A 21,312-nucleotide genomic window follows, 5' to 3' on the forward strand; every position below is an offset into this window, starting at 1 on the left:
CTACTGCGACAGATGATCATATTTACAACATTGATACTGACATTGCGGCAACGATCACTATTACCTCGATTGCTACCGATGGTGTTATCAACGCAGATGAAGCGCACAGCAAAGTCCCGGTCACGGGGACCGTGGGCGCAGATGTTAAAGTCGGCGATACCGTTACGGTTGTTGTTGATGGTCAAACCGTGGGTACCACAAAAGTTGTGGAGCAGGACGGCAAGTTAACGTGGACGGCAGAAGTCGACGGCAGTGTTTTAGACGGTGCGACGGCTGATAGTGTGACGGCAACCGTCACCACCACGGATGATGCGGGCAACAGTGCCACCGCGACGGACGATCACCCTTACAACATTGATACTGACATTGCGGCAGCGATCACTATTACCTCGATTGCTACCGATGGTGTTATCAACGCAGATGAAGCGCACAGCAAAGTCCCGGTCACGGGGACCGTGGGCGCAGATGTTAAAGTCGGCGATACCGTTACGGTCGTTGTTGATGGTCAAACCGTGGGCACCACAAAAGTTGTGGAGCAGGACGGCAAGTTAACGTGGACGGCAGAAGTCGATGGCAGTGTTTTAGACGGTGCGACGGCTGATAGTGTGACGGCAACCGTCACCACCACGGATGAGGCGGGCAACAGTGCCACGGCGACGGACGATCATCCTTACAACATTGATACTGACATTGCGGCAACGATCACTATTACCTCGATAGCTACCGATGGTGTTATCAACGCAGATGAAGCGCACAGCAAAGTCCCGGTCACGGGGACCGTGGGCGCAGATGTTAAAGTCGGCGATACCGTTACGGTCGTTGTTGATGGTCAAACCGTGGGTACCACAAAAGTTGTGGAGCAGGACGGCAAGTTAACGTGGACGGCAGAAGTCGATGGCAGTGTTTTAGACGGTGCGACGGCTGATAGTGTGACGGCAACCGTCACCACCACGGATGAGGCGGGCAACAGTGCCACCGCGACGGACGATCACCCTTACAACATTGATACTGACATTGCGGCAGCGATCACTATTACCTCGATTGCTACCGATGGTGTTATCAACGCAGATGAAGCGCACAGCAAAGTCCCGGTCACGGGGACCGTGGGCGCAGATGTTAAAGTCGGCGATACCGTTACGGTCGTTGTTGATGGTCAAACCGTGGGCACCACAAAAGTTGTGGAGCAGGACGGCAAGTTAACGTGGACGGCAGAAGTCGATGGCAGTGTTTTAGACGGTGCGACGGCTGATAGTGTGACGGCAACCGTCACCACCACGGATGAGGCGGGCAACAGTGCCACGGCGACAGATGATCATATTTATACCGTTGACACTGACATTGCGGCAGCGATCACTATTACCTCGATTGCTACCGATGGTGTTATCAACGCAGAAGAAGCGCACAGCAAAGTCCCTGTTACGGGTACCGTGGGCGCAGATGTTAAAGTCGGCGATACCGTTACGGTCGTTGTTGATGGTCAAACCGTGGGCACCACAAAAGTTGTGGAGCAGGACGGCAAGTTAACGTGGACGGCAGAAGTCGATGGCAGTGTTTTAGACGGTGCGACGGCTGATAGTGTGACGGCAACCGTCACCACCACGGATGAGGCGGGCAACAGTGCCACGGCGACAGATGATCATATTTATACCGTTGACACTGACATTGCGGCAGCGATCACTATTACCTCGATTGCTACCGATGGTGTTATTAACGCAGATGAAGCGCACAGCAAAGTCCCGGTCACGGGTACCGTGGGCGCAGATGTTAAAGTCGGCGATACCGTTACGGTCGTTGTTGATGGTCAAACCGTGGGCACCACAAAAGTTGTGGAGCAGGACGGCAAGTTAACGTGGACGGCAGAAGTCGACGGCAGTGTTTTAGACGGTGCGACGGCTGATAGTGTGACGGCAACCGTCACCACCACGGATGAGGCGGGCAACAGTGCCACGGCGACGGACGATCACCCTTACAACATTGATACTGACATTGCGGCAGCGATCACTATTACCTCGATTGCTACCGATGATAATGTAACCGGACCTGATTCTGAACAGTCCCAAGCGATCATCGGTACGGTTGGCGGCGATGTGAAAGCGGGCGATTGGGTAACAGTGACCCTTGATGGTAAAACGTTAGGCACCGCCGAAGTACAAGCGGATAAGTCATGGCGTTTGTCTGTTGATGGCAAGGTCTTGTTGGATGCGAAGACGGATCATGTTGGCGCAACAGTGACCACCACTGATACCGCAGGCAACAGCAAAACCGCCACGGCTGAGCATAATTATACGGTGGATGTTAACGCGACTATCGATATCGATAAGATCACTGGCGATAACATCATTACTCAACAAGAAGGTCATGAGAAAACAATAAATGTCACGGGAAAAGTCGGTGGTCAAGCCCGTGAAGGAGATGAAGTTACTGTTACAATTAATGGTAATAAATATGTTACTCATGTTCAGACAGATCTTACTTGGATCGTTGCTATCGCTGGTATTGATATCCTGCATGCCCACAAGGCAATAGCAAGTGTTACAACATCTTATAGTTCACATAATGTGACAACAGAAGCTGATGAGCCGTATACAGTAGACATTGGTGCGTTAGTTACTATTGACTCTATTGCAGACGATAACATTGTTACTCAAGCTGAAGGTAAGAGTACGGTAACCATTAAAGGTTCTGTTGGTGAGGATGTTAAGGATGGTGATACGGTTACATTGACTATTGATGGTCAACAGTTTACGGGTGAAGCAAAAGATGGTCATTATCAAATTAATGTTGATGGTGAGGCTTTACTAAACGATAGTGATCGAATTGTAGATGCATCGGTAACAACCTCTGATGGTGCAAATCATACGGCATCAGATACTGCAGAGAAAGCTTATCAAATTGATGGTGCTGTTATTCAAGGTAATAATGGTGATAATACTATAACGGGCACTGCTGGTACTGACTTATTAATCGGTGATTTAGATCCTGCAAAAGTAGTTGAAACATCAACAAATGTGAATTTTGTTATTGATACTTCGGGCAGTATGTTTTTTGGTCGTTTATTAACGCTAGATGCGGTGGAAGGGCATAAAGCCGATTATTATCGTATCTATGTTGCGGGTAACTCAGAATTAACAGCGGCTGATGGTACTCGAATTTCAAATTCTCAGGGTTGGGTAACGGTAACGTACGATCAACTTAAAGATGGCTTACAATATGACGCTGGCGGTTATTCTGATATTTATATTAAGTCGTCAGATGGAGTAGACTTTAGTCATACATTTAAATCGTTGCCGTCTATTTTTGATATGACAAAGCAAGCGTACGACACTTTAACGACGAGTATCCTTGATAGTACCAACGATAAAAGTTTATTAAAATTTAATATAGTGACATTTAATGGTTCAGTGCAAGGAAATGAATCGTTTCATTATGATGAAAAAACACATCAATTTGTGAATAGTCATAATGTGTTGATTAATAATTATATTAATAATCTTACGGCTGGCGGTGGTACGCAATTTGAAGGCGCATTAAAAGCGGCAAGTGCAAACATTGTTGACAGCAATGAAAGAAATATTGTTTATTTTTTAAGTGATGGTAAAGATGAAGATTCATTCCATCCTAATGGAATACATTTTTTACCTAATACAGAAATTGTCTCTATTGCTGTTGGTCCTTCTGGTGATGGAACACAAGTAAATGAAATTGCAAAATTGGGCGTGGGTTATGATGATAATAATTCTACAGCCCCAAGTTATTCTCAAGTGATTACTAATGCAAATGAATTAAATAATGCCTTTCATGATATAGGTCAGCATTTTATTCCAGGAAGTGACACCATTATTGGTAGTGATGATAACGATGTGCTTGCCGGTGATGCACTGAATATCAAGTGGATGTACGATGACGGTTTACTTAGCGGGACGTATCAAGAACCAAAGAGTGATGATGAGTCAACTAAGCCCGCTAATTTACTGAAGCAGTATTTAGCAGATAAAGATTATGATGGAAATGTTGATAAGGTTCTTACCTCCGATTTAAACCATTTTATTGCAAATCATTTAGATAAATTTGGTAATAATGCATATGGTGGTAACGATCATTTAACGGGAGGTAAAGGTAATGATATTCTTATCGGTGATGGTGGTAATGATTCTTTAAATGGTGGCCTTGGAAATGATTTTTTAAATGGTGGTTTTGGTAATGATAATTTGATTGGTGGAGAGGGTAAAGATACTTTCCTATGGTCAGAAAACAATTTTGGTACCGATGCTATACCTGCAATTGACACTATCATGGATTTTGAAAAAGGTATTGATACTATTGAATTAGGTGATTCATTACACGTAAAAAATATTCAATCTTTGGATGATCTCAATAATCGGTTGAATATTATTGAGCAACAGGGCAATACTGAAATTCAGATTTTTGATGACCAACATCAAGTAGTGCAAAACATCATATTGAATGGTATTAGCCATAATGATCTCTTTGGTAACAATGCAACTAGTATGTCTAATGAAGATAAATTGGATGCGTTACTTAATAGCGGCAATCTTGAATTGAGCGATAATTTTGGTAATCAACAGGCCAATACCTTAACTGCTGATAATCAAGGTGAATCATTATTTGGTTTTGATGGTAATGATATTCTAGTTGCAGGGCAAGGTAACGATATTTTAACGGGTGGACATGGTGATGATGTATTTACATGGCATGAAACGTCGCTTTCTACTGTAGCAAATACTGATACCATTGCTGATTTTGAATTAGATAAAGATCAAATCAATATTCATGATTTACTGACTGATGATGAAAATGCTAGTTTAAAGATGGATGATCTATTAAGTCATGTGAGTGCTGATGTAGACAATAAAGGCAATGTTAATCTTGAAGTAAGTAGCCTTGACGGTAAATCACAACACATAGTGTTAGAAAATATTAACCCACAGAATGACTTAGGTTTAGCTGATGGTGCATCTTCTGCTGATATTGTGTCATCCTTATTTAACCATAATGCGTTTCATGTCGATAATAATAATTAACGACTAATTAACTTGAAAAAGCAGCTTTAATTAGCTGCTTTTTTATAAATAAAGAGAAAATAGTGATGAAAAAAGGGCTAATTGGCGGTTTACTATTATTAAGTTCAGGAACTGTATATGCACAGAGCTGTCCTGTTGATGTGCCTAACCCTATTCATATTGATAAAGGCAGTGTCTCTGTTTATGAAGCAGGAAAACCTAAATTATTGATTGATGATAACAATAATTTATTTATTAATGGTCAACAGGTTGATCTTAATGCGATGCAACAAAAAGCATTAACAGTATACAGTGATGATATGCAGACCTATTTACCACAAATGGCAGCATTGGCCCAACAAGGAACCGGGTTAGCTTTAGCTGTATTGAAAGATGTATCAAATAGCTTTGATTCACAAACAGCATTTGCAAAAGTGCAAGCACTCGTTAATCAATTAAGTGAACAAGCACAGCATAAATTTTATAATCAGCAAGGTGAATTTGTGATGCCTGCTGATGTATTTACTAGTATGGATACGACGTGGAAAACTGAATTTGAAAATGCAATGCAACAAGTAACCGTTGAATCGATATCAAGTGTATTAGCAGCACTGGCTGATGAAATGAAAAATGGCGATGTAGATTTTAGCCAGATGCAGACAAAATTTTCACAGTTAAAGACTCAGATCACCGATACTGTGGCTCAGCATAGTGGTGAAATGAAAGTTAAAGCCAATGATTTGTGTGGTTCAATTGAAGGGTTAGCAAAGCAAGAACAACAACTTCAGCAAATAATTCCACAGTTGCAAAATATACCTATGTTTAAAATGTAATTGCGACCAAAGCTTAACCATAATAAAAATAGCACTTAAGGGTGCTATTTTTATTGGGATAAGCACCTACACTTTATAGATAAGATCAAAAAGTAATAGCTGTAAATCATTATTGTATCAATGTATATAAAAGTGTCAGTTCAAGCTAAAGGAGTGCAAAATGTTCAAGTTATTGGTTATTTTTGGATTACTAGCTTTCGCGTATTGGGTTATTCGGTATCTATCTAAATCGCAGCAAAACCAGATAGTAACGGGATTAGTGGCCGTATTAGGCTCTGCTGCGATCATTTTTATTGGATTTGAATTATTTCGTTAGAGCACATCCGTTAATGCAACACCGATACCTAACCGTTGTTGTTTATGATTATAATCAATTAGGTTCTCACCATACCCCGTCGAATATTTAGTATACCCTCGTAACTTACCCCATAGAGGGAAAGTTAGACCAAATTCACCATAACCTTTATGAGTTGCAAAGTTTTGACGTCCAGTAAAACTAAATTCGTAATCCTGCCATTTGTAGACAGCATTGAGTTCATAGTGCCCCATATAATCACTGATATCTGGGTTATCGTCACCTTTAGGCGATAAAGGATCTTCTTTTTTATCTTCAGGTATACGCCACCAAGGACGCAGTGAGAAGACAAAATTTCCTTTTTCAACAATTAAATCGGTGTAAATACGGTTCCAACTACGAGATAACCCTTGAGTTCGACCATTGGATTGGTGTTCGATGCCTAATGTTACCCATGTGCTTGCTTCAAAAGGTGTCCAAGGTGTTGGTGCGAGGTAAAATAATTCAGGGCGATAGTTGGTTTCTCTAAAAGGACGTGAAATATCTTCGGCATACACTTGCCAATATGATTTCAATGTAAAAGCGGCAAATAAACCATCATTATGAATAAGTAAGTCATCATAACTTAACGGTGTTTTAAAACTTATTTGAAATTCGGCTTCTGCATTTTTCATTTTCCCCGCCCATTCACTGTTTTTATATGCAGCGTTATTAATGTTGTCTGTCATTACAATAGGAAGAAAATAATTCATACGGTGTGGCGTAATAACAAAACGATTTAAAGCAGTATCTCGCTCATCTTGTAATCGTTGAGCCATAAGAGATGGTGATGATTGTGAAGGGGCTGTAATCGTGACAGGCGCGGCTTTAGCTATATTGTCAGAGCAATGAGAGCGAATGTCACTCAATGTTAGTGTGCCATTTTGTGTTTTCACGGCATTTAGCAGGCAAGCATCATAATCTGGAGATGTACTAGCAATAGCTGTACTTGCTATGAATAATGAAGAAGTAAAGCAAACGGTATAAATGCATCTCACAATGATGGGTTATCCCTAAAAAATGGAAAATAAGACGTTACTAATTCTGTGTGTTTTTTTTGTTTCCATTAGTGTACCTAATAAATCTTCCAAAGGAATAACATTAAGTTAGAAATTTGTAAAACAAAAACGCCGTCTTAAAAAAGACGGCGTTTATTATTAAATCATTAGCGTTTTATATTCAGTGTAAATTAGGCACCTGTACGACTACGTGTTGGCTTTCCATTAGGTCGTTGACCACTAGGTTTGCCATTACGATTTGCTGGGCGGCCACTTGCTTGAGCTGGTTTACCATTGCGATTATTACTCGTATTGGTCGTGTTATTATTGCTGCCACCACGGTTACTGTTAGTGCCTGCTTTAGCCGTACTACCATTACGAGAGCTGTTCGCCTGTGGTTTTCCATTATTAACGGGCTTACCATTACGATTACTCTGAGGGCGTTTACCATCAGTGCGAATATCAGGTTGATTCGGGTTCTTGGTTGCAAAACGTTTAGAACCGTGACGACCTGAACCACGACGTTCAGCTGGTGTCATTTCTGCTTCACTGCCAGCGTCTGGGACTAAACAGTTAGGACGATTACCGATCAGATATTTTTTACCCATGGTAATTAACGCATCACGGATAAGAGGCCAGTTGAGTGGATCGTGGTAACGTAATAGCGCTTTATGAAGGCGGCGTTGACGTTCACCTTTAGCGACAAATAAATCTTCACGGCCTTTGTATTTCACTTTCTTCAACGGGTTTGTTTCTGAGTGGTACATTGCCGTTGCATTACACATTGGTGATGGGTAGAAGTTTTGGACCTGATCACACTGATAATCGTTTTGTTTAAGCCATAACGCTAAGTTCAACATGTCTTCATCAGTTGAACCTGGGTGCGCTGAAATAAAGTAAGGAATAAGGTATTGTTTTTTCCCTGCTTCTTGGCTGTACTGCTCAAACATCGATTTGAAGCGATCATAGGTGCCCATACCAGGCTTCATCATCAGATCAAGTGTACCTTTCTCTGTATGTTCTGGTGCAATTTTAAGGTAGCCACCCACATGGTGAGTCACAAGTTCACGTACATATTCTGGTGATTCTACCGCTAAATCATAACGGACACCTGAAGCTATCATGATCTTTTTAATGCCTTTAACATTGCGAGCATTACGATATAAATCAATTAAATGTTTATGATCAGTGTTTAGTTTTTCACAGATTTTAGGGAAAATACATGATGGTCGGCGACAGTTAGCTTCAGCTTTAGGATCTGAACAACCAAGACGATACATGTTCGCCGTTGGGCCACCTAGATCAGAAATAGTACCAGTAAAGCCAGGGACTTTATCGCGAATTTCTTCTAGTTCATTAAGAATTGATTCTTGAGAACGGTTTTGAATAATACGGCCTTCGTGTTCGGTAATTGAACAGAATGAACAGCCACCAAAGCAGCCGCGCATGATATTAACCGAGGTTTTGATCATGTCATAAGCAGGAATTTTTGCTTTGCCGTAACTTGGATGAGGTACACGAGCGAAAGGTAATCCAAATACAAAGTCCATTTCTTCAGTCGACAATGGAATCGGTGCGCGGTTGATCCATAATTCACGATCAGCGTGTTTTTGAATTAATGCACGTCCAGAGTAGGGGTTAGTTTCTAGGTGCATTACTCGACTAGCATGTGCATATAAAATACGGTCATTTGCTAATTTTTCATATGATGGCAACCGTACTACTGTATTTTCAGCGTCATGGCGTGATGGGCGAACATGAATAACTTGTGGCTGTTTTTCTTTTTCTTCTTTATTAGACGCACATGTTTCTTCGGTAGCGTATGGATTTTGCATTACCATCGGACGGCCAGGTTTTTCAATGCGTGATGAATCAATTTCCTGATAGCGTTCAGGAATATCTTTGATCATTACCGCAGTGCCTGCAATATCAGTTAATGACTTAATATCTTCGCCATTGGCAATACGGTGCGATACTTCAACTAGCGCACGTTCAGCGTTACCAAATAATAAAATATCCGCTTTAGCATCCATTAATACTGAACGACGAACTTTGTCTGACCAGTAATCATAGTGAGCAAGACGACGTAAGCTAGCTTCAATGCCGCCTAAAACGATAGGTGATTCTTTATAAGCTTCACGACAACGTTGAGAATAAACTAATACTGCACGATCGGGACGTTTACCGCCTTCATTATTAGGCGTGTAAGCATCATCTTTACGTAGTTTACGATCAGCGGTATAACGGTTGATCATTGAATCCATGTTGCCAGAGGTTATACCAAAATAAAGATTGGGTTTACCCAGCGCCATAAAGTCATCTTTATTGTCCCATTTAGGCTGCGCAATAATACCAACACGAAAACCTTGAGATTCAAGTAGGCGACCAATCACGGCCATACCAAAGCTAGGATGGTCAACATAGGCATCACCAGTAACAATGATAATGTCACAGCTGTCCCAGCCAAGAGCATCCATCTCTTTTCTAGATGTTGGCAAGAATGGAGCTGTGCCATAGCATTCAGCCCAATACTTAGGATAGCTATCAATAGGTGTTACTTTCGTGTGCATGTTTTGACCTCTATATTTTGAGGCGGGAATTATAGCGGCTCATAAAAAGGCTGGCTAGTGATTATAAATCTTGATGTTAAACAAAGTTTTTAATAAATCTCTATTCTGACGCTTAACTATAGCGGTTTATTGTGTGATAGGTGTCGTTAAAAAATGATTTTATTTGTTATAAATGACGTATTGACGTTAAGGGATATAGTCGTTCAATACGTCATAAATGATGCATTACGCTGATGTTATCGGCGATAGTAAACTACGTACATCTGAGCCGTCAGGGCTTTGATAAACCGCGAGATTAAATTGAGGTAAAATAGCTAATACGTGATCAAAAATATCGGATTGAACCGCTTCATAAAAAGCCCAACGTGTATCATTAACAAAAACATAAATTTGAACGGGTAATCCTTGAGCACTTGGCTCTAATTCGCGTACGAGAAAAGTCATATCTTGGCGAATTTTATTATTTTGTTTTAAGTAAGCTTCTAAATAAGCTCGAAAGACAGTGATGTTGGTTAATTGAAGTGCATGAGCATCACCTGTCACAATTTCTGCGTTTCTTTTTGCGATAAAATCCGCCACATAAGGGATAGTTGATAATTGTTGCTGTTGCTGCTCATCAATGAATTTAATGGTTTCGATATCAATTAAAATTGAACGCTTAATGCGACGTCCACCAGATTCTTGCATCTGACGCCAGTTAATAAATGAATCTTGTACGAGGGCATAAGCAGGAATATTGGTTACGGTATTATCCCAGTTTTTTACTTTAACGGTTGTTAAAGAAACCTCATCAATACTGCCATTTGCACCATATTTATCCATTTGAATCCAATCACCGACCTTGACCATTTGGTTGGCTGATAGCTGAATACCTGCAACAAAACCTAAAATAGTATCGCGGAAGACTAATAACACTAAACCTGTCGCAACACCAAGGCCACTTAAAAAGTAAATTGGTGAGCGATTAGTCAGCACTGAAATCGCAATAATAAACCCGATAAAAAAGATAATGAGTTTTGATAGTTGCACAAAGCTTTTTACCGGTAAATTTCGACTTATTTGATTAATATCTGCCATATCATTAGTGGCATCAAGGAAGGCATAAGTACTTCTTACTAATACAATAATAAGCCATAGACTTAATGTTCTGTCAATAAAACTACTCAGGATCGCATGTTTATCTAAGACCAGCGGTATAACCAGATTGAGCACCATTGCAGGGATGGTTAATGATAGCTTTTCAAAGACTTTGTGCCGCACCATAACGTGCCCCCATGTCGCTTGGGAACGTTTAATAGCGGAACGTAATATCGCGAGTAATCCCCAGCGAACAAAGACATAAGCTAAAAAGGCAACCACACAACAAAGCACCATGAAGATGGCTGTTGAAATGCTGTCTTGTGGTTGAACATTAATCCCAAGCTGTGACATGCCATTGGCAATGTCCAAGCGTATTTTATGACTCAAAATGGAACTCCAAACTCACCTGTGAATAAAAATATACATGGCTCGATATCGTCATTGGTTTGGGAACACAATCGACGGTGAATACGAGTACTTTTTTATAGTGATGTTTATCTTAGCATAATCAGAAAGGTACATTAGTGGTAGAATCTTAGAATACCAAGTCTGTATGTTCGCTTGAACAAGCAGTACGATATTAAAGAGAGTGTGGAGAAAATGGTGGCCAAAAAATATTATGTTGTTTGGAGCGGTCGTGAACCAGGAATTTACAGTGATTGGGTAAGTTGTAAGCAGCAAGTGGATAAATTTGCAGGGGCACGATATAAATCATTTCCAACCCAAGCTGAAGCAGTCGCGGCTTTTGGAAAACCTGCACAGATCTCTGGTTCATCACCACAAGTTAAAAAAGCATCAGCAAAACGCACCACCGTAAGTAAAGGGTCATTAACCAGTGAACAAGTTCATGCATTAACCGCGGAAATTAAAATTTTCACAGATGGTGGTTGTGATCCTAATCCTGGTAAAGCGGGATCAGGATTGGCGTTATACCTTAATAATCAACTAAGTGAGTTATGGTATGGCCTATATGAGCCAATGGGAACTAATAATACCGCTGAGTTAAATGCACTTAATCAAGCTCTGATTTTAGCCGAACAAGCTTTGACACAAGGGCCTACAGTAGCGATTTTTTGTGATTCAAAATATTCGATTCAATGTATTACTCAATGGGCGATAACATGGAAAAAAAATGGTTGGAAAAAAGCGGGAGGGGAAATCAAAAACTTAGCATTAATTCAACAAATGTTTGCCCGTTACCAAGCACTAAAATCACAGCTTGTGATCTACCATGTTAATGGTCATGTTGGTATTGAAGGCAATGAACTTGCAGATCGAATGTCAATTTTAGCCGTCGATACTAAAGTTATTGATTTTTGTTTATATCAACCACCTTATGATTTACCTACTTTACTTGCACTTCGTGCAGGTTAATTAAGCGTTGGAATATTTATTGCTCAGTTATAAATTAATCGTAGTGTTAACGGAATAATTTGTAATTGAGTTATTTTTATTAACGTAGATAACTATTTAATATTTAATTGGTTGTTTATTTCTCTTTGTAGAAAATCATTTAATAACGTTAGTCGAGACGTTTGTCGTAATGACGGCTTATAAAGCATAAACAACTCAATTTTTGGCAATTGATAATCTGTTAACACTTGTACTAATTCCCCTGAATCTAACGCAGCTTGAACTTGAAAGTAGGGCTGTATTGTAATTCCTGTACCTTCCATTGCCGCCGCTAGCATCGCTTGTCCACTATTGATCGTAAATCGAGATGAAATACGTGGTGAAAAATAATCACCAGCTGCGTTTTTAAAGCACCAACGATGGGCATGATAAGCCGTTGTGTGTCTTAAACATTGGTGATGCTCTAATGCTTTGGGTTCTAGTGGTATGCCATGTTGCTGTAAATATTCAGGTGTCGCACATGCGACCATATCGTAGCTACAAATTTGGTGGCCGACTAAAAATTCATATCCCTCAATTCGATCATGGAAAATAAGATCATAACCATCACGATAAATATCTGGTGGATTATTATCTAATGTTAAATCAATCTCTAATTGCGGATATTGTTGAATAAATTTACCTAATAAAGGGGAGAGTAGGCTAATACCTAAATTGACACCGCAATATATTTTTAGTTTACCCATCGGTTCATTGAGATCTAGATAGATGTCTTCTTGAGCTGCTTTTAGCTCCGATAGAATATTAATACACCGTAGGTGAAATTGTTCGCCAGCAGTGGTTAATGCTTGAAAACGTGTTGATTTAGCGAGTAATTTAACACCTAATGATGTTTCTAAGCCATGAATATGCTTGCCTACCATTTGTGCACTAATATCACGCTCTTCTGCTACTGCCGCAAATGAACCTAACTCAACCGCTCTTACAAAAATCTCAATACTTGTTATACGATCCATTGAATGATTCCTAACCAAAATCAATGATAATTTCTATTATTAGAAACTCACAGTTGTGATTGTATTCCCTATTCGGATATTTATCTAAGCCAATAATATGACTATCATCACGTTTTATTGTAAATAAAATTTTTATTACTTATATATAAACTCACAGTAGCGGACAACAACCATGCTAAATCTCGTACCTAAAGAGATTGCTATCGGAGAAATTTACTTCCCGCCTCTTCTGATTTCAGGTTTTATCGCAATTATTTGTACCTCTTTAACTGTCCGTCTTTTTAATACGGTTAAATGGTATCGATATGTATCAAACCCGCCGTTAGTTGAGTTATCGATTGCAGTTATTTATACCGTGCTCATTAGTACGTTTATTTTTCCGTCATAATGATTTCAAACTATGTTAAGAGATCGTTCTAATACTCTGTGGTAATTTGAATATAATAGAGATAACCATGTTTAAACGCTTATTTATTACTAGTAGTTTCGTCATTATTGCGCTTGCTGCAATTGGCTGGAAATATCAACAATATATTATAAATCCGTGGACACGAGATGGCTTAGTTCGTGCGCAAATAGTACAAATTACTCCGCGTGTTACCGGTCCAATTATTAGCTTAAATATAAAAGATAATAGTGAAGTAAAAGCAGGCCAAGTCCTCTTTGTTGTTGATCCTCGACCTTATAAAATCGCTGTAGAAAAAGCGAAGGGAAATCTAGATCAAACAAAAGCACAATTACAACGAGCACAAGATGAAGCAACGAGAGAGCGCGAATTAATACAACGCCAACCTGGTGCTATTTCTGAAATGACATTAGTACAACAGAAAATTTCAGTGACATTAGCTCAAGCGGGCGTTGAAGCAGCTCAAGCAGCATATGATCAAAGTAAATTAGATTTAAGTTTTACCCAAGTGATCGCTCCTGTTGATGGCTATATTACTAATCTAAATTTAAATATCGGCTCTCAAGTTGTCGCTAACCAGCCAGTAGTCGCTCTTATTGATAAGCATAGTTTTTGGGTTGAGGGCTTTTTTAAAGAAACGGATATTAAAGATGTTGCCTCAGGTGATAAAGCAACAGTAACGTTAATGGCATATGGCGATCAACCGTTAAAAGGCTTAGTTGAGAGTATTGGTTACGGTATTTCTCATAAAAATGGGAGTACAGGGCTTTCTTTGTTGCCTAATGTGAGCCCAACATTTCAATGGATCCGTTTAGCTCAACGTATTCCCGTTCAAATTCATTTAGATCATATCCCTGATGGTATTCAATTCCGTATTGGTTCTTCTGCTTCTATTGTTATTCATAAAAAACAAAAAAATCAGAGCTTAATTAAAATGGTTAAGGGAATGATATGACTACAAGACGCTGGGTAATGCCATTAAAAGTTGCTACAGCTTTAACGCTATCCATCGTCATTGCTTTAGCTTTGGGGTGGAATAAGCCTTATTGGGCTGCTTTTGCGGTGATTGTAATGGCTGCAACAGAAACCAATGGTCATTCTTTAAAAAAAGGTCGCCACCGAATTATTGGTACGTTTGCTGGCGTTATTATTGCTTTTGTTTTAGTTGATTTATTTGCGCAGCATCCATTAGCTTTATTGCTGGCTTATTCTTTGATTATTGCTGTGTGCATCTATCAACAGACGAATCCTAAAAATGGCTATGCGTGGACTATCGGGTTGATGGTGTCATGCGTCATTATTGTGATGGGGAAATTATCAGCAGAACAAACCTTTGATATTGCAGCGCTGAGACTACAAGAAACTATTCTTGGTGTTATTTGTTTTAGTTTTGTTTTTAGTCTTTTTAGCCCTGTATCTAGTCGCGTAGTATTGCTTAACACATTATTAAGTAATGCTAGAACTAAGCAAGAAAAGATAGAACAAGCGATTATAGATATTCAATCTAATGAAATGTTAAGCCGTAATGTTTCTTGGAGTGATAGCTTAAAATATTTAGCCCGTATTGATGATTTACTACAAGCTGCAAAAACGGATAGTTATCAAATAAACAGTGAATTTCCTATATGGGAAACCATCAGAGATGAACAAAATCAATGGGTTCTACTTGGTGGGCATTTATCTGAAGCGATTAATCTTATTGAAGAACGGTTTACTACAGAACAAAAGCAGCAGTTAATAGTGGCATTAACAGCGCTCAAAAATAGATATGTAAATACAATCACATTATTAAGTTATGTCGTTGAAAATCCACAAGCGACCAATAATTGTATTCGTCAGCATATGGTAGAGAATACTTTATCAGTGGATCAGTTTTCATTGCCATCATTACTTCATCATAAAGAATTACATCATGGCGCTTTTATGATGTTGGCACAAAATTTAGTGAAGATGGATACGCTACAAGCGTCGATATACCAACATTTAACTCAAGCAATTTTGAGTGAAAGTCCATCAAAGATAAAAACAACCAAGAAAGCATCATCTGCTTTGTTTAATATATCTTTAGATTCAGAACGGCTTATTAACGTTTTTAAGATATTAGTGATTTTTTGGATCAGCGTTGGTTTGTGGCTTTTTATTCCCATGCAAGGGGGAGTAATGGTAGTTATGTTAAGCCTTATTTTTGGTAGTGTTGCTTTATCGTTACCCTTTGTGAGCCCTCGCTATATATTAATGCATATGATCGTTTGGTCAGTATTAGCATTATTGCAATATATTTTTATTCTGCCTCATTTAAGTCAGATTTGGCAATTAGGGTTATTTTATTTTATTAATGTCTTTGTACTTTGGTTTTATTTTAACCAACCTCAACAAGTCTTCCATCGGTTATTAGGTTGTCAAAATTTGATGTTGATGACAACCAGCGCGATTCAATTAGTGCCAACATACAGTGTTGAAACATCACTGTTAACAATACTGCTACTATTTATCGGTTTGTTGGTTATTTTTTGGGTTTATAATGGTATCTATTCAAGTCAGCCTGAATATGTGTTTTTACGTCAGCTTAGTCAATTTCGAATTCGATTACATTTCGGATTAAAAAAACTGGTTAATAAAAATACCAATAAATTCTTTTCATTAAGTATTTCTGCACCAGTACAAGCGGTATCGCTTGCAGAAATGGCAAGCACGAAGATTAATTGGGTAAATTATGAACAGATTGATAAAGCGCAGGTAACTACATTACTTAATTTGGGTTATCGGTCGTGTTTTTATTATCGTTCATTTACAGATAGCTATGAACAATGGCAAGCAACGCAATATAATGAAAATATTGATATATTTATTGTTGAGTGTGTTCAAGAACTTATTACGATCACAGGGATTACAATGATCTGTGAAAACATTTCAACAATACACGCCTCTAAATTAACCGTATTGCAGGTTAAATTAACAGACTATCGAGGGAAATTACCATCGTTGTATGGTCAGTTTACTCAAGATGAAATGGATAAAACGTATCAATTAATTACATCTCTTTTGCTCTTTATTGCGTCTCTTGATAATGTCTCTAAGCAAGTAATGGAACAGTCTTTATATCAATTAAAATTTACGCAATTTGCATTGTAAATGATATTGTTCAACTAATGCGTGCAATAAAATAGTGTGTAATAACAGAAAAGAAAAATATTGTTATAACGGCTGTCGGTTGTGAGTGATGCCATATAAAAAGCCCACTGAGAATATATTATCAGTGGGCTTCGTTCGTTAAATTACGCTGTAATAATTATTAAGCGTACATAGGTACTAATATCATCGTGCCGATAATAACGGTAACGAGGCCACAGAGCACCGGAACCACAGTACGCTTAACGACTTCAAATGGACTGATTTGTGCCATACCCGATGTTGCAACAATAACACCTGATACCGGTGAAATAGTACGACCTAAGTTTGATGCTTGTAGCATTGGAATAATCAAGAATGCAGGACTTAAACCAAGCTTAACCGCCAACTGTGGCGCTAACTCAACAAAAGCATAGAAAGGTGCATTACCTGAACCTGTTGCAATTGCAGCAGCAACCGTTAACGCTGTTAGTAATAGCATCAGTGCCACGCCGCCAGCGCCTGCTTTATCAGCAAGAGCGAGTAGGTTATCAATTGCTCCAATTGACATTAAGCCTTGCGCAAATACACCTGCAGCGACCAATAACATCACAACGCCTTTAAAAGCATCACCCATACCGGCGTAACAAGCTTCAAGGTTTTCAAGGGTTTCTTTACCATTGAAACGACTTGTTAGGAAATCAACCACGGCACCAATGACAATAGAAAGTACTACAATAGTATAAATATCAAGAGTTAGACCTGGAATGGTTTCACCGTTGAACAGAAAAACACCAACAATAGGTAAGAAGGGCAAAATAGCGTAATAAGCTGGTGCTTTGACTTCTATTTCAGAAATATCCAACTTTTCCATTGGCGTATTATTTTTCTTATCAAGGTATTTGTTCCAGAAAAAAGCCGCGACTGACATCACGATAATGGCACAGATAGAAACTGGTAATACGGTTTCTACTGCAAAAACATGTAATGGTAAGCCTGATTTTTCAGCGGCCACAATTACATCACCAGAGGTTGGTGAAAGAATGATTGCGGCAGGTGAGGCACATACAGCAGCGGCTGCTGGGCGAGAAATACCCATTGCGGTCATCATTGGGAATAAGGTTGCCATTAATAGCACCCCAAGACCTGTTGCCGAGCTTACTGCTAATGACATTAGACAGGCAACAATATAAGCCGCAACTAATAAAACATAAGGTGATTTAATAAAAGAAAGAGGTTTTGAAAATTGTTTTACTACAACATTGTTAGCGCCAATATGGGTCATATATGTAGCGAAACCACATAGCAACATAATTTGTAAACCAAGGCCACCATTACGGTATTGGAGCATATATTTAACATACTCAAGCGAATCTGTTAGTAGATTTCCTGTCGATGTGATGCCTTTTGGTAATACCGTGTGTCCTAAAAATCCTGCTAAAATTAATAAAAGAATACCAGCAACAAGCAGTACACCTGCGGCTTTATATCCTTTTACTATGTAATAGCCAACGGCAATGGTGATCACCAGCCCAATTAACAATTCCGTCATGGAAACTCCTCTCCTTAAAAATAAAAATATGTGTATTTATGACGTTTTTCAGTTTGTTTTTCATAAATTACGTGAGTAATGTAGCGAAAAAAAAGCTTATGAACGACTGTTAACCGATCAATATATGATCTCATCCATATTTTTATTGATAATGTTAATGGTTTGGTTTTGTTTTTAAATAAAAACTAGCAGTTAACTGTTTTTTATCTGTTAAATTTAGCCTTGTGAAATGTGTTTTTTACATTCATTCCTTTATTGTTGGCATTGTTGTTTTACATATTCAATGAAAGCTTTATCGGCTAGTGATAAATAACCTTGTTTACGCCATGCCATAGCAAGGTCTAATTGGATCGGATCTGAAAAAGGGATGGGGGTCAGATGTGGTTCATGATCGGTGACTAATTCAAGCAGTGCTGTAATGGCAAAATCATGACGAACAATTTGCAAAATCATTGGTAATAAGTTGGTTTCAAATGAAATTTTAGGCGTTAAGTTATGTTGTTCACAGACATGATCTAACATTTCACGATGGAAATAACCTGACTTAAATGCAACTAACTCTTGTCCAAAAAAATCATCAAAACTTAGGCTTTTTTTTGTAGAAAAGTCGTGTTGTTCACTGACTACAGCGACCATCTGTGAACGTAAAAGATGTTCGATATGTAACGTCGAGGGAACGTTATGATTAATAATAACGCCTAAATCTAGTTCACCATCAATAAGCATTTGCCGAATAGATTGCGTTCCCGCTTCGACAATGGTCAATTTTAAATTAGGATAGTGGCTTTTAAACCCCATTAATATTTGAGGGAAAAAATACGATCCCAACATGCTAGGTACACCTAGTCTTACTTCTCCTTTTTCTAAGCCGCGCAACTCTTTCATTGCGAGTGTCGCATCATCTATTTTTTGTAGAATTTGTTTCGCATGTACCAGTAATACTTCACCTTCTTGAGTCAGTGTGACTTTACGCTCATTTCGATAAAATAATGTTAGATCTAATTGTTGCTCTAATTTTTTTATAGCAACGCTTAGAGCAGGCTGCGCAATATGTAATTGTTCAGCGGCACGAGTAAAGTTTTTAGTCACCGCTAATTGCGTAAAATAAGTCAGTAAACGAGTATCCATAGCTATAGTCTTTAGTTATTGCCGTGATATTAATTATATATTTTCTTTATTATGCTGCTGTTGTTATCGTTTTGTCACGTTATGTTTAGTCTTATCAAATGCAACATTGTGCGCTTAATAATGTGCACACTAAACATGGATCTTTTTTAGTGGTGAAATCATGATAGAAACAAATACATTAGCTTATAAGAAAACCAGTTTTGCATTGGCATTAGGCTCTTTTATCGTTTTTTGTAATTTGTATTTGTTCCAGCCGTTGTTGCCATTAATGGCGACGGAATTTGCAGTGTCTGCTACTCAGATTAATTGGGTATTGGCGGCAACAACATTAATGTTAGCGGTATGTCTTATTCCGTGGGCAATTGCATCAGAAATTGTTGGACGACGCATTATTATGGTGATCAGTTTATTGCTGATGCCCATCGTTGGTATTGCAATGATGTTTACTCATGATTTGTTTGCACTGACCTTAGCTCGTGCGGTAATGGGAATATCAGTCGCTGGTTATGTTGCTGTTGCTGTTGCTTATATGGCAGAAGAATTTAGTCCTAAAGCATTAATGCTCGCGGTTGGTGGTTATATCAGCGCTAATTCATTAGGTGGAATAGCAGGACGATTATATGGCGGTATTATAGGGGAACAATTAGGTTGGCATTGGGCTGTGTTGGGTATGGCTGTAATGAGTCTCATTGGGGCGCTTATTGTGATTAAATTACTACCGCCACAACAACACTTTATTCATCATCATCACCGTCTTAGTATTCATGCTTATCAAGTGGTTGCGCATATTAAACAACCGATATTATGGTTAGCAATGTTGATTGGTGGGGTTAATTTTGCTTTATTTGTTAACCTTTATTCAGTGACAGGATTTAGATTGGTTGCTGCACCGTTTAATTTACCTTTAAGTTGGGCGTCATTAATCTTCCTTTGTTACCTCACTGGTACCATAACATCGCGTTTGAGTGGGCGTTGGGCGAGTAAATATAGCCCATTATCAGGCATGATTTTAGGGGGTGTTTTAAGTTTAGTTGGAATGTGGCTAGGGTTAGTTGAATCGCGTATTACAATATTTATTAGCTTATTATTGTTAAGCTCTGGCGCATTTTTTACTCATTCATTAGCGTATGCTTGGGTAAGTCAGCATGCTAAAGTTGCGAAGGCAACCGCCACTGCGTTGTATTTAGTCCACTATTACATTGGTGGCAGTTTAGGCGGTTTCTTCTTGATATATTGTTGGCTACATGGTGGTTGGGATACCGTTGTGATTGGTGGCTCTTTGTTATATATGCTGATGTTTGTTTGTTGTGGACTATTAATTAAAGCGAAACAGCAGTCCGTTTTAGAATTACAGCCGAATTAATAACGATCAATCAATACTGATAATCAATTTATAATGGCTGCTTTCGCCTCGACGAGCAAAGGCACGGTATTGACCAATACGAACACTGTATTTACCGCTATAAGGTAATACATAATCACCTTTATCATTTAGATCTGCTGAAAATGGAGTTAAATCGGCAAGTCTCTCAAGTTTTTCGTCTAAGAGCACGACCCATAATTTTGTGCTTTTAGTATCAAGAGTAACGTTTAAATGCTGGCCTTTTTGGGCATAAAAAACATAGTTATTGACATCATAGCCCGCTGTTGTTGCGACATATTCACCGCTGGTGGCCCCTGTTTTAAAGTGGATCGTTTCATGGCTATCTGCAGCAATGGCCATAAACGAGCAGCTACTTAAAATGAGGGTGACAAAGAGCAAACCTAATTGTTTGATGTATAACATAATATGACTTCTTATATCTTTGATGAACCGATCTCGTGTTAGCTATTGCACGAGTTAAAAGAACGCAGTATTTAATCGGGGGGAAATACTGCGTATATGATGAGTATTATCAAAAATAGAAGATTGG

Annotated in this window: 15 protein-coding genes; 8 read left to right on the plus strand and 7 right to left on the minus strand. The window is 39.0% G+C overall.

The window, feature by feature from the left end; translation table 11 throughout:
- The 3 genes from CZ809_RS19290 to CZ809_RS21280 form a co-directional block, all read left to right on the plus strand.
- The coding region (locus tag CZ809_RS19290; protein WP_144396212.1) for an Ig-like domain-containing protein at positions 1–5,042 on the plus strand (5,042 nt) is incomplete at its 5' end.
- A 65-nt stretch (positions 5,043–5,107) separates the two neighbouring features.
- Positions 5,108–5,854 (plus strand): DUF2884 family protein, encoded by a 747-nt coding sequence (locus CZ809_RS19295; protein WP_080159150.1) that lies wholly within the window; start codon positions 5,108–5,110, stop codon positions 5,852–5,854.
- Between the two features lie 160 nt (positions 5,855–6,014).
- On the plus strand, positions 6,015–6,170 hold the full coding sequence (locus CZ809_RS21280; RefSeq protein ID WP_162841613.1) for a hypothetical protein: 156 nt from the start codon (positions 6,015–6,017) through the stop codon (positions 6,168–6,170).
- Here the strand turns inward: CZ809_RS21280 and CZ809_RS19300 are convergent.
- The 3 genes from CZ809_RS19300 to CZ809_RS19310 all read right to left on the minus strand — a co-directional run bounded on the left by CZ809_RS19300 (position 6,167) and on the right by CZ809_RS19310 (position 11,223).
- Complete coding sequence (locus tag CZ809_RS19300; protein WP_107275721.1) at positions 6,167–7,186, minus strand: phospholipase A; 1,020 nt, start codon at positions 7,184–7,186, stop codon at positions 6,167–6,169. The two genes, CZ809_RS21280 and CZ809_RS19300, sit on opposite strands and share 4 nt — an antisense overlap.
- Before the next feature lie 191 nt (positions 7,187–7,377).
- A complete protein-coding gene (locus CZ809_RS19305) occupies positions 7,378–9,756 on the minus strand; it encodes a YgiQ family radical SAM protein (RefSeq protein WP_080159151.1) in 2,379 nt (792 codons plus the stop codon).
- 225 nt (positions 9,757–9,981) lie between these two features.
- A complete protein-coding gene (locus tag CZ809_RS19310; protein ID WP_080159152.1) occupies positions 9,982–11,223 on the minus strand; it encodes a mechanosensitive ion channel family protein in 1,242 nt (413 codons plus the stop codon).
- A 216-nt stretch (positions 11,224–11,439) separates the two neighbouring features.
- On the opposite strand from CZ809_RS19310, the gene CZ809_RS19315 reads away from it, so the two are divergent.
- Entirely contained in the window at positions 11,440–12,210 is a 771-nt protein-coding gene (locus tag CZ809_RS19315; RefSeq protein WP_080159198.1) for a ribonuclease H family protein, read from the plus strand.
- 92 nt (positions 12,211–12,302) lie between these two features.
- On the opposite strand, the gene CZ809_RS19320 is transcribed toward CZ809_RS19315, so the two are convergent.
- Positions 12,303–13,205: a LysR family transcriptional regulator gene (locus CZ809_RS19320; RefSeq protein ID WP_080159153.1), complete on the minus strand. Its 903-nt coding sequence runs from the start codon at positions 13,203–13,205 to the stop codon at positions 12,303–12,305.
- 172 nt (positions 13,206–13,377) lie between these two features.
- Here CZ809_RS19320 and CZ809_RS19325 point away from each other — a divergent pair, with 172 nt between their 5' ends.
- The 3 genes from CZ809_RS19325 (at position 13,378) to CZ809_RS19335 (ending at position 16,743) form a co-directional block, all read left to right on the plus strand.
- Entirely contained in the window at positions 13,378–13,593 is a 216-nt protein-coding gene (locus tag CZ809_RS19325; RefSeq protein ID WP_080159154.1) for a DUF1656 domain-containing protein, read from the plus strand.
- A gap of 67 nt (positions 13,594–13,660) precedes the next feature.
- A complete protein-coding gene (locus tag CZ809_RS19330; RefSeq protein ID WP_080159155.1) occupies positions 13,661–14,566 on the plus strand; it encodes an efflux RND transporter periplasmic adaptor subunit in 906 nt (301 codons plus the stop codon).
- Positions 14,563–16,743, plus strand: a complete 2,181-nt coding sequence (locus CZ809_RS19335) for an FUSC family protein (protein ID WP_080159156.1) — start codon at positions 14,563–14,565, stop codon at positions 16,741–16,743. The genes CZ809_RS19330 and CZ809_RS19335 overlap by 4 nt, the downstream gene beginning before the upstream one ends.
- Before the next feature lie 160 nt (positions 16,744–16,903).
- On the opposite strand, the gene dcuC is transcribed toward CZ809_RS19335, so the two are convergent.
- Complete coding sequence (gene dcuC / locus CZ809_RS19340) at positions 16,904–18,271, minus strand: anaerobic C4-dicarboxylate transporter DcuC (protein WP_080159157.1); 1,368 nt, start codon at positions 18,269–18,271, stop codon at positions 16,904–16,906.
- A gap of 252 nt (positions 18,272–18,523) precedes the next feature.
- A complete protein-coding gene (locus CZ809_RS19345) occupies positions 18,524–19,399 on the minus strand; it encodes a LysR family transcriptional regulator (protein ID WP_080159158.1) in 876 nt (291 codons plus the stop codon).
- A 160-nt stretch (positions 19,400–19,559) separates the two neighbouring features.
- On the opposite strand from CZ809_RS19345, the gene CZ809_RS19350 reads away from it, so the two are divergent.
- On the plus strand, positions 19,560–20,762 hold the full coding sequence (locus CZ809_RS19350; protein WP_080159159.1) for an MFS transporter: 1,203 nt from the start codon (positions 19,560–19,562) through the stop codon (positions 20,760–20,762).
- 6 nt (positions 20,763–20,768) lie between these two features.
- On the opposite strand, the gene CZ809_RS19355 is transcribed toward CZ809_RS19350, so the two are convergent.
- Positions 20,769–21,185 (minus strand): hypothetical protein, encoded by a 417-nt coding sequence (locus tag CZ809_RS19355; RefSeq protein ID WP_080159160.1) that lies wholly within the window; start codon positions 21,183–21,185, stop codon positions 20,769–20,771.
- Positions 21,186–21,312 lie beyond the last annotated feature (127 nt).

It is taken from the genome of Photobacterium piscicola, from assembly GCF_900166965.1.
GTDB lineage: Bacteria > Pseudomonadota > Gammaproteobacteria > Enterobacterales > Vibrionaceae > Photobacterium > Photobacterium piscicola.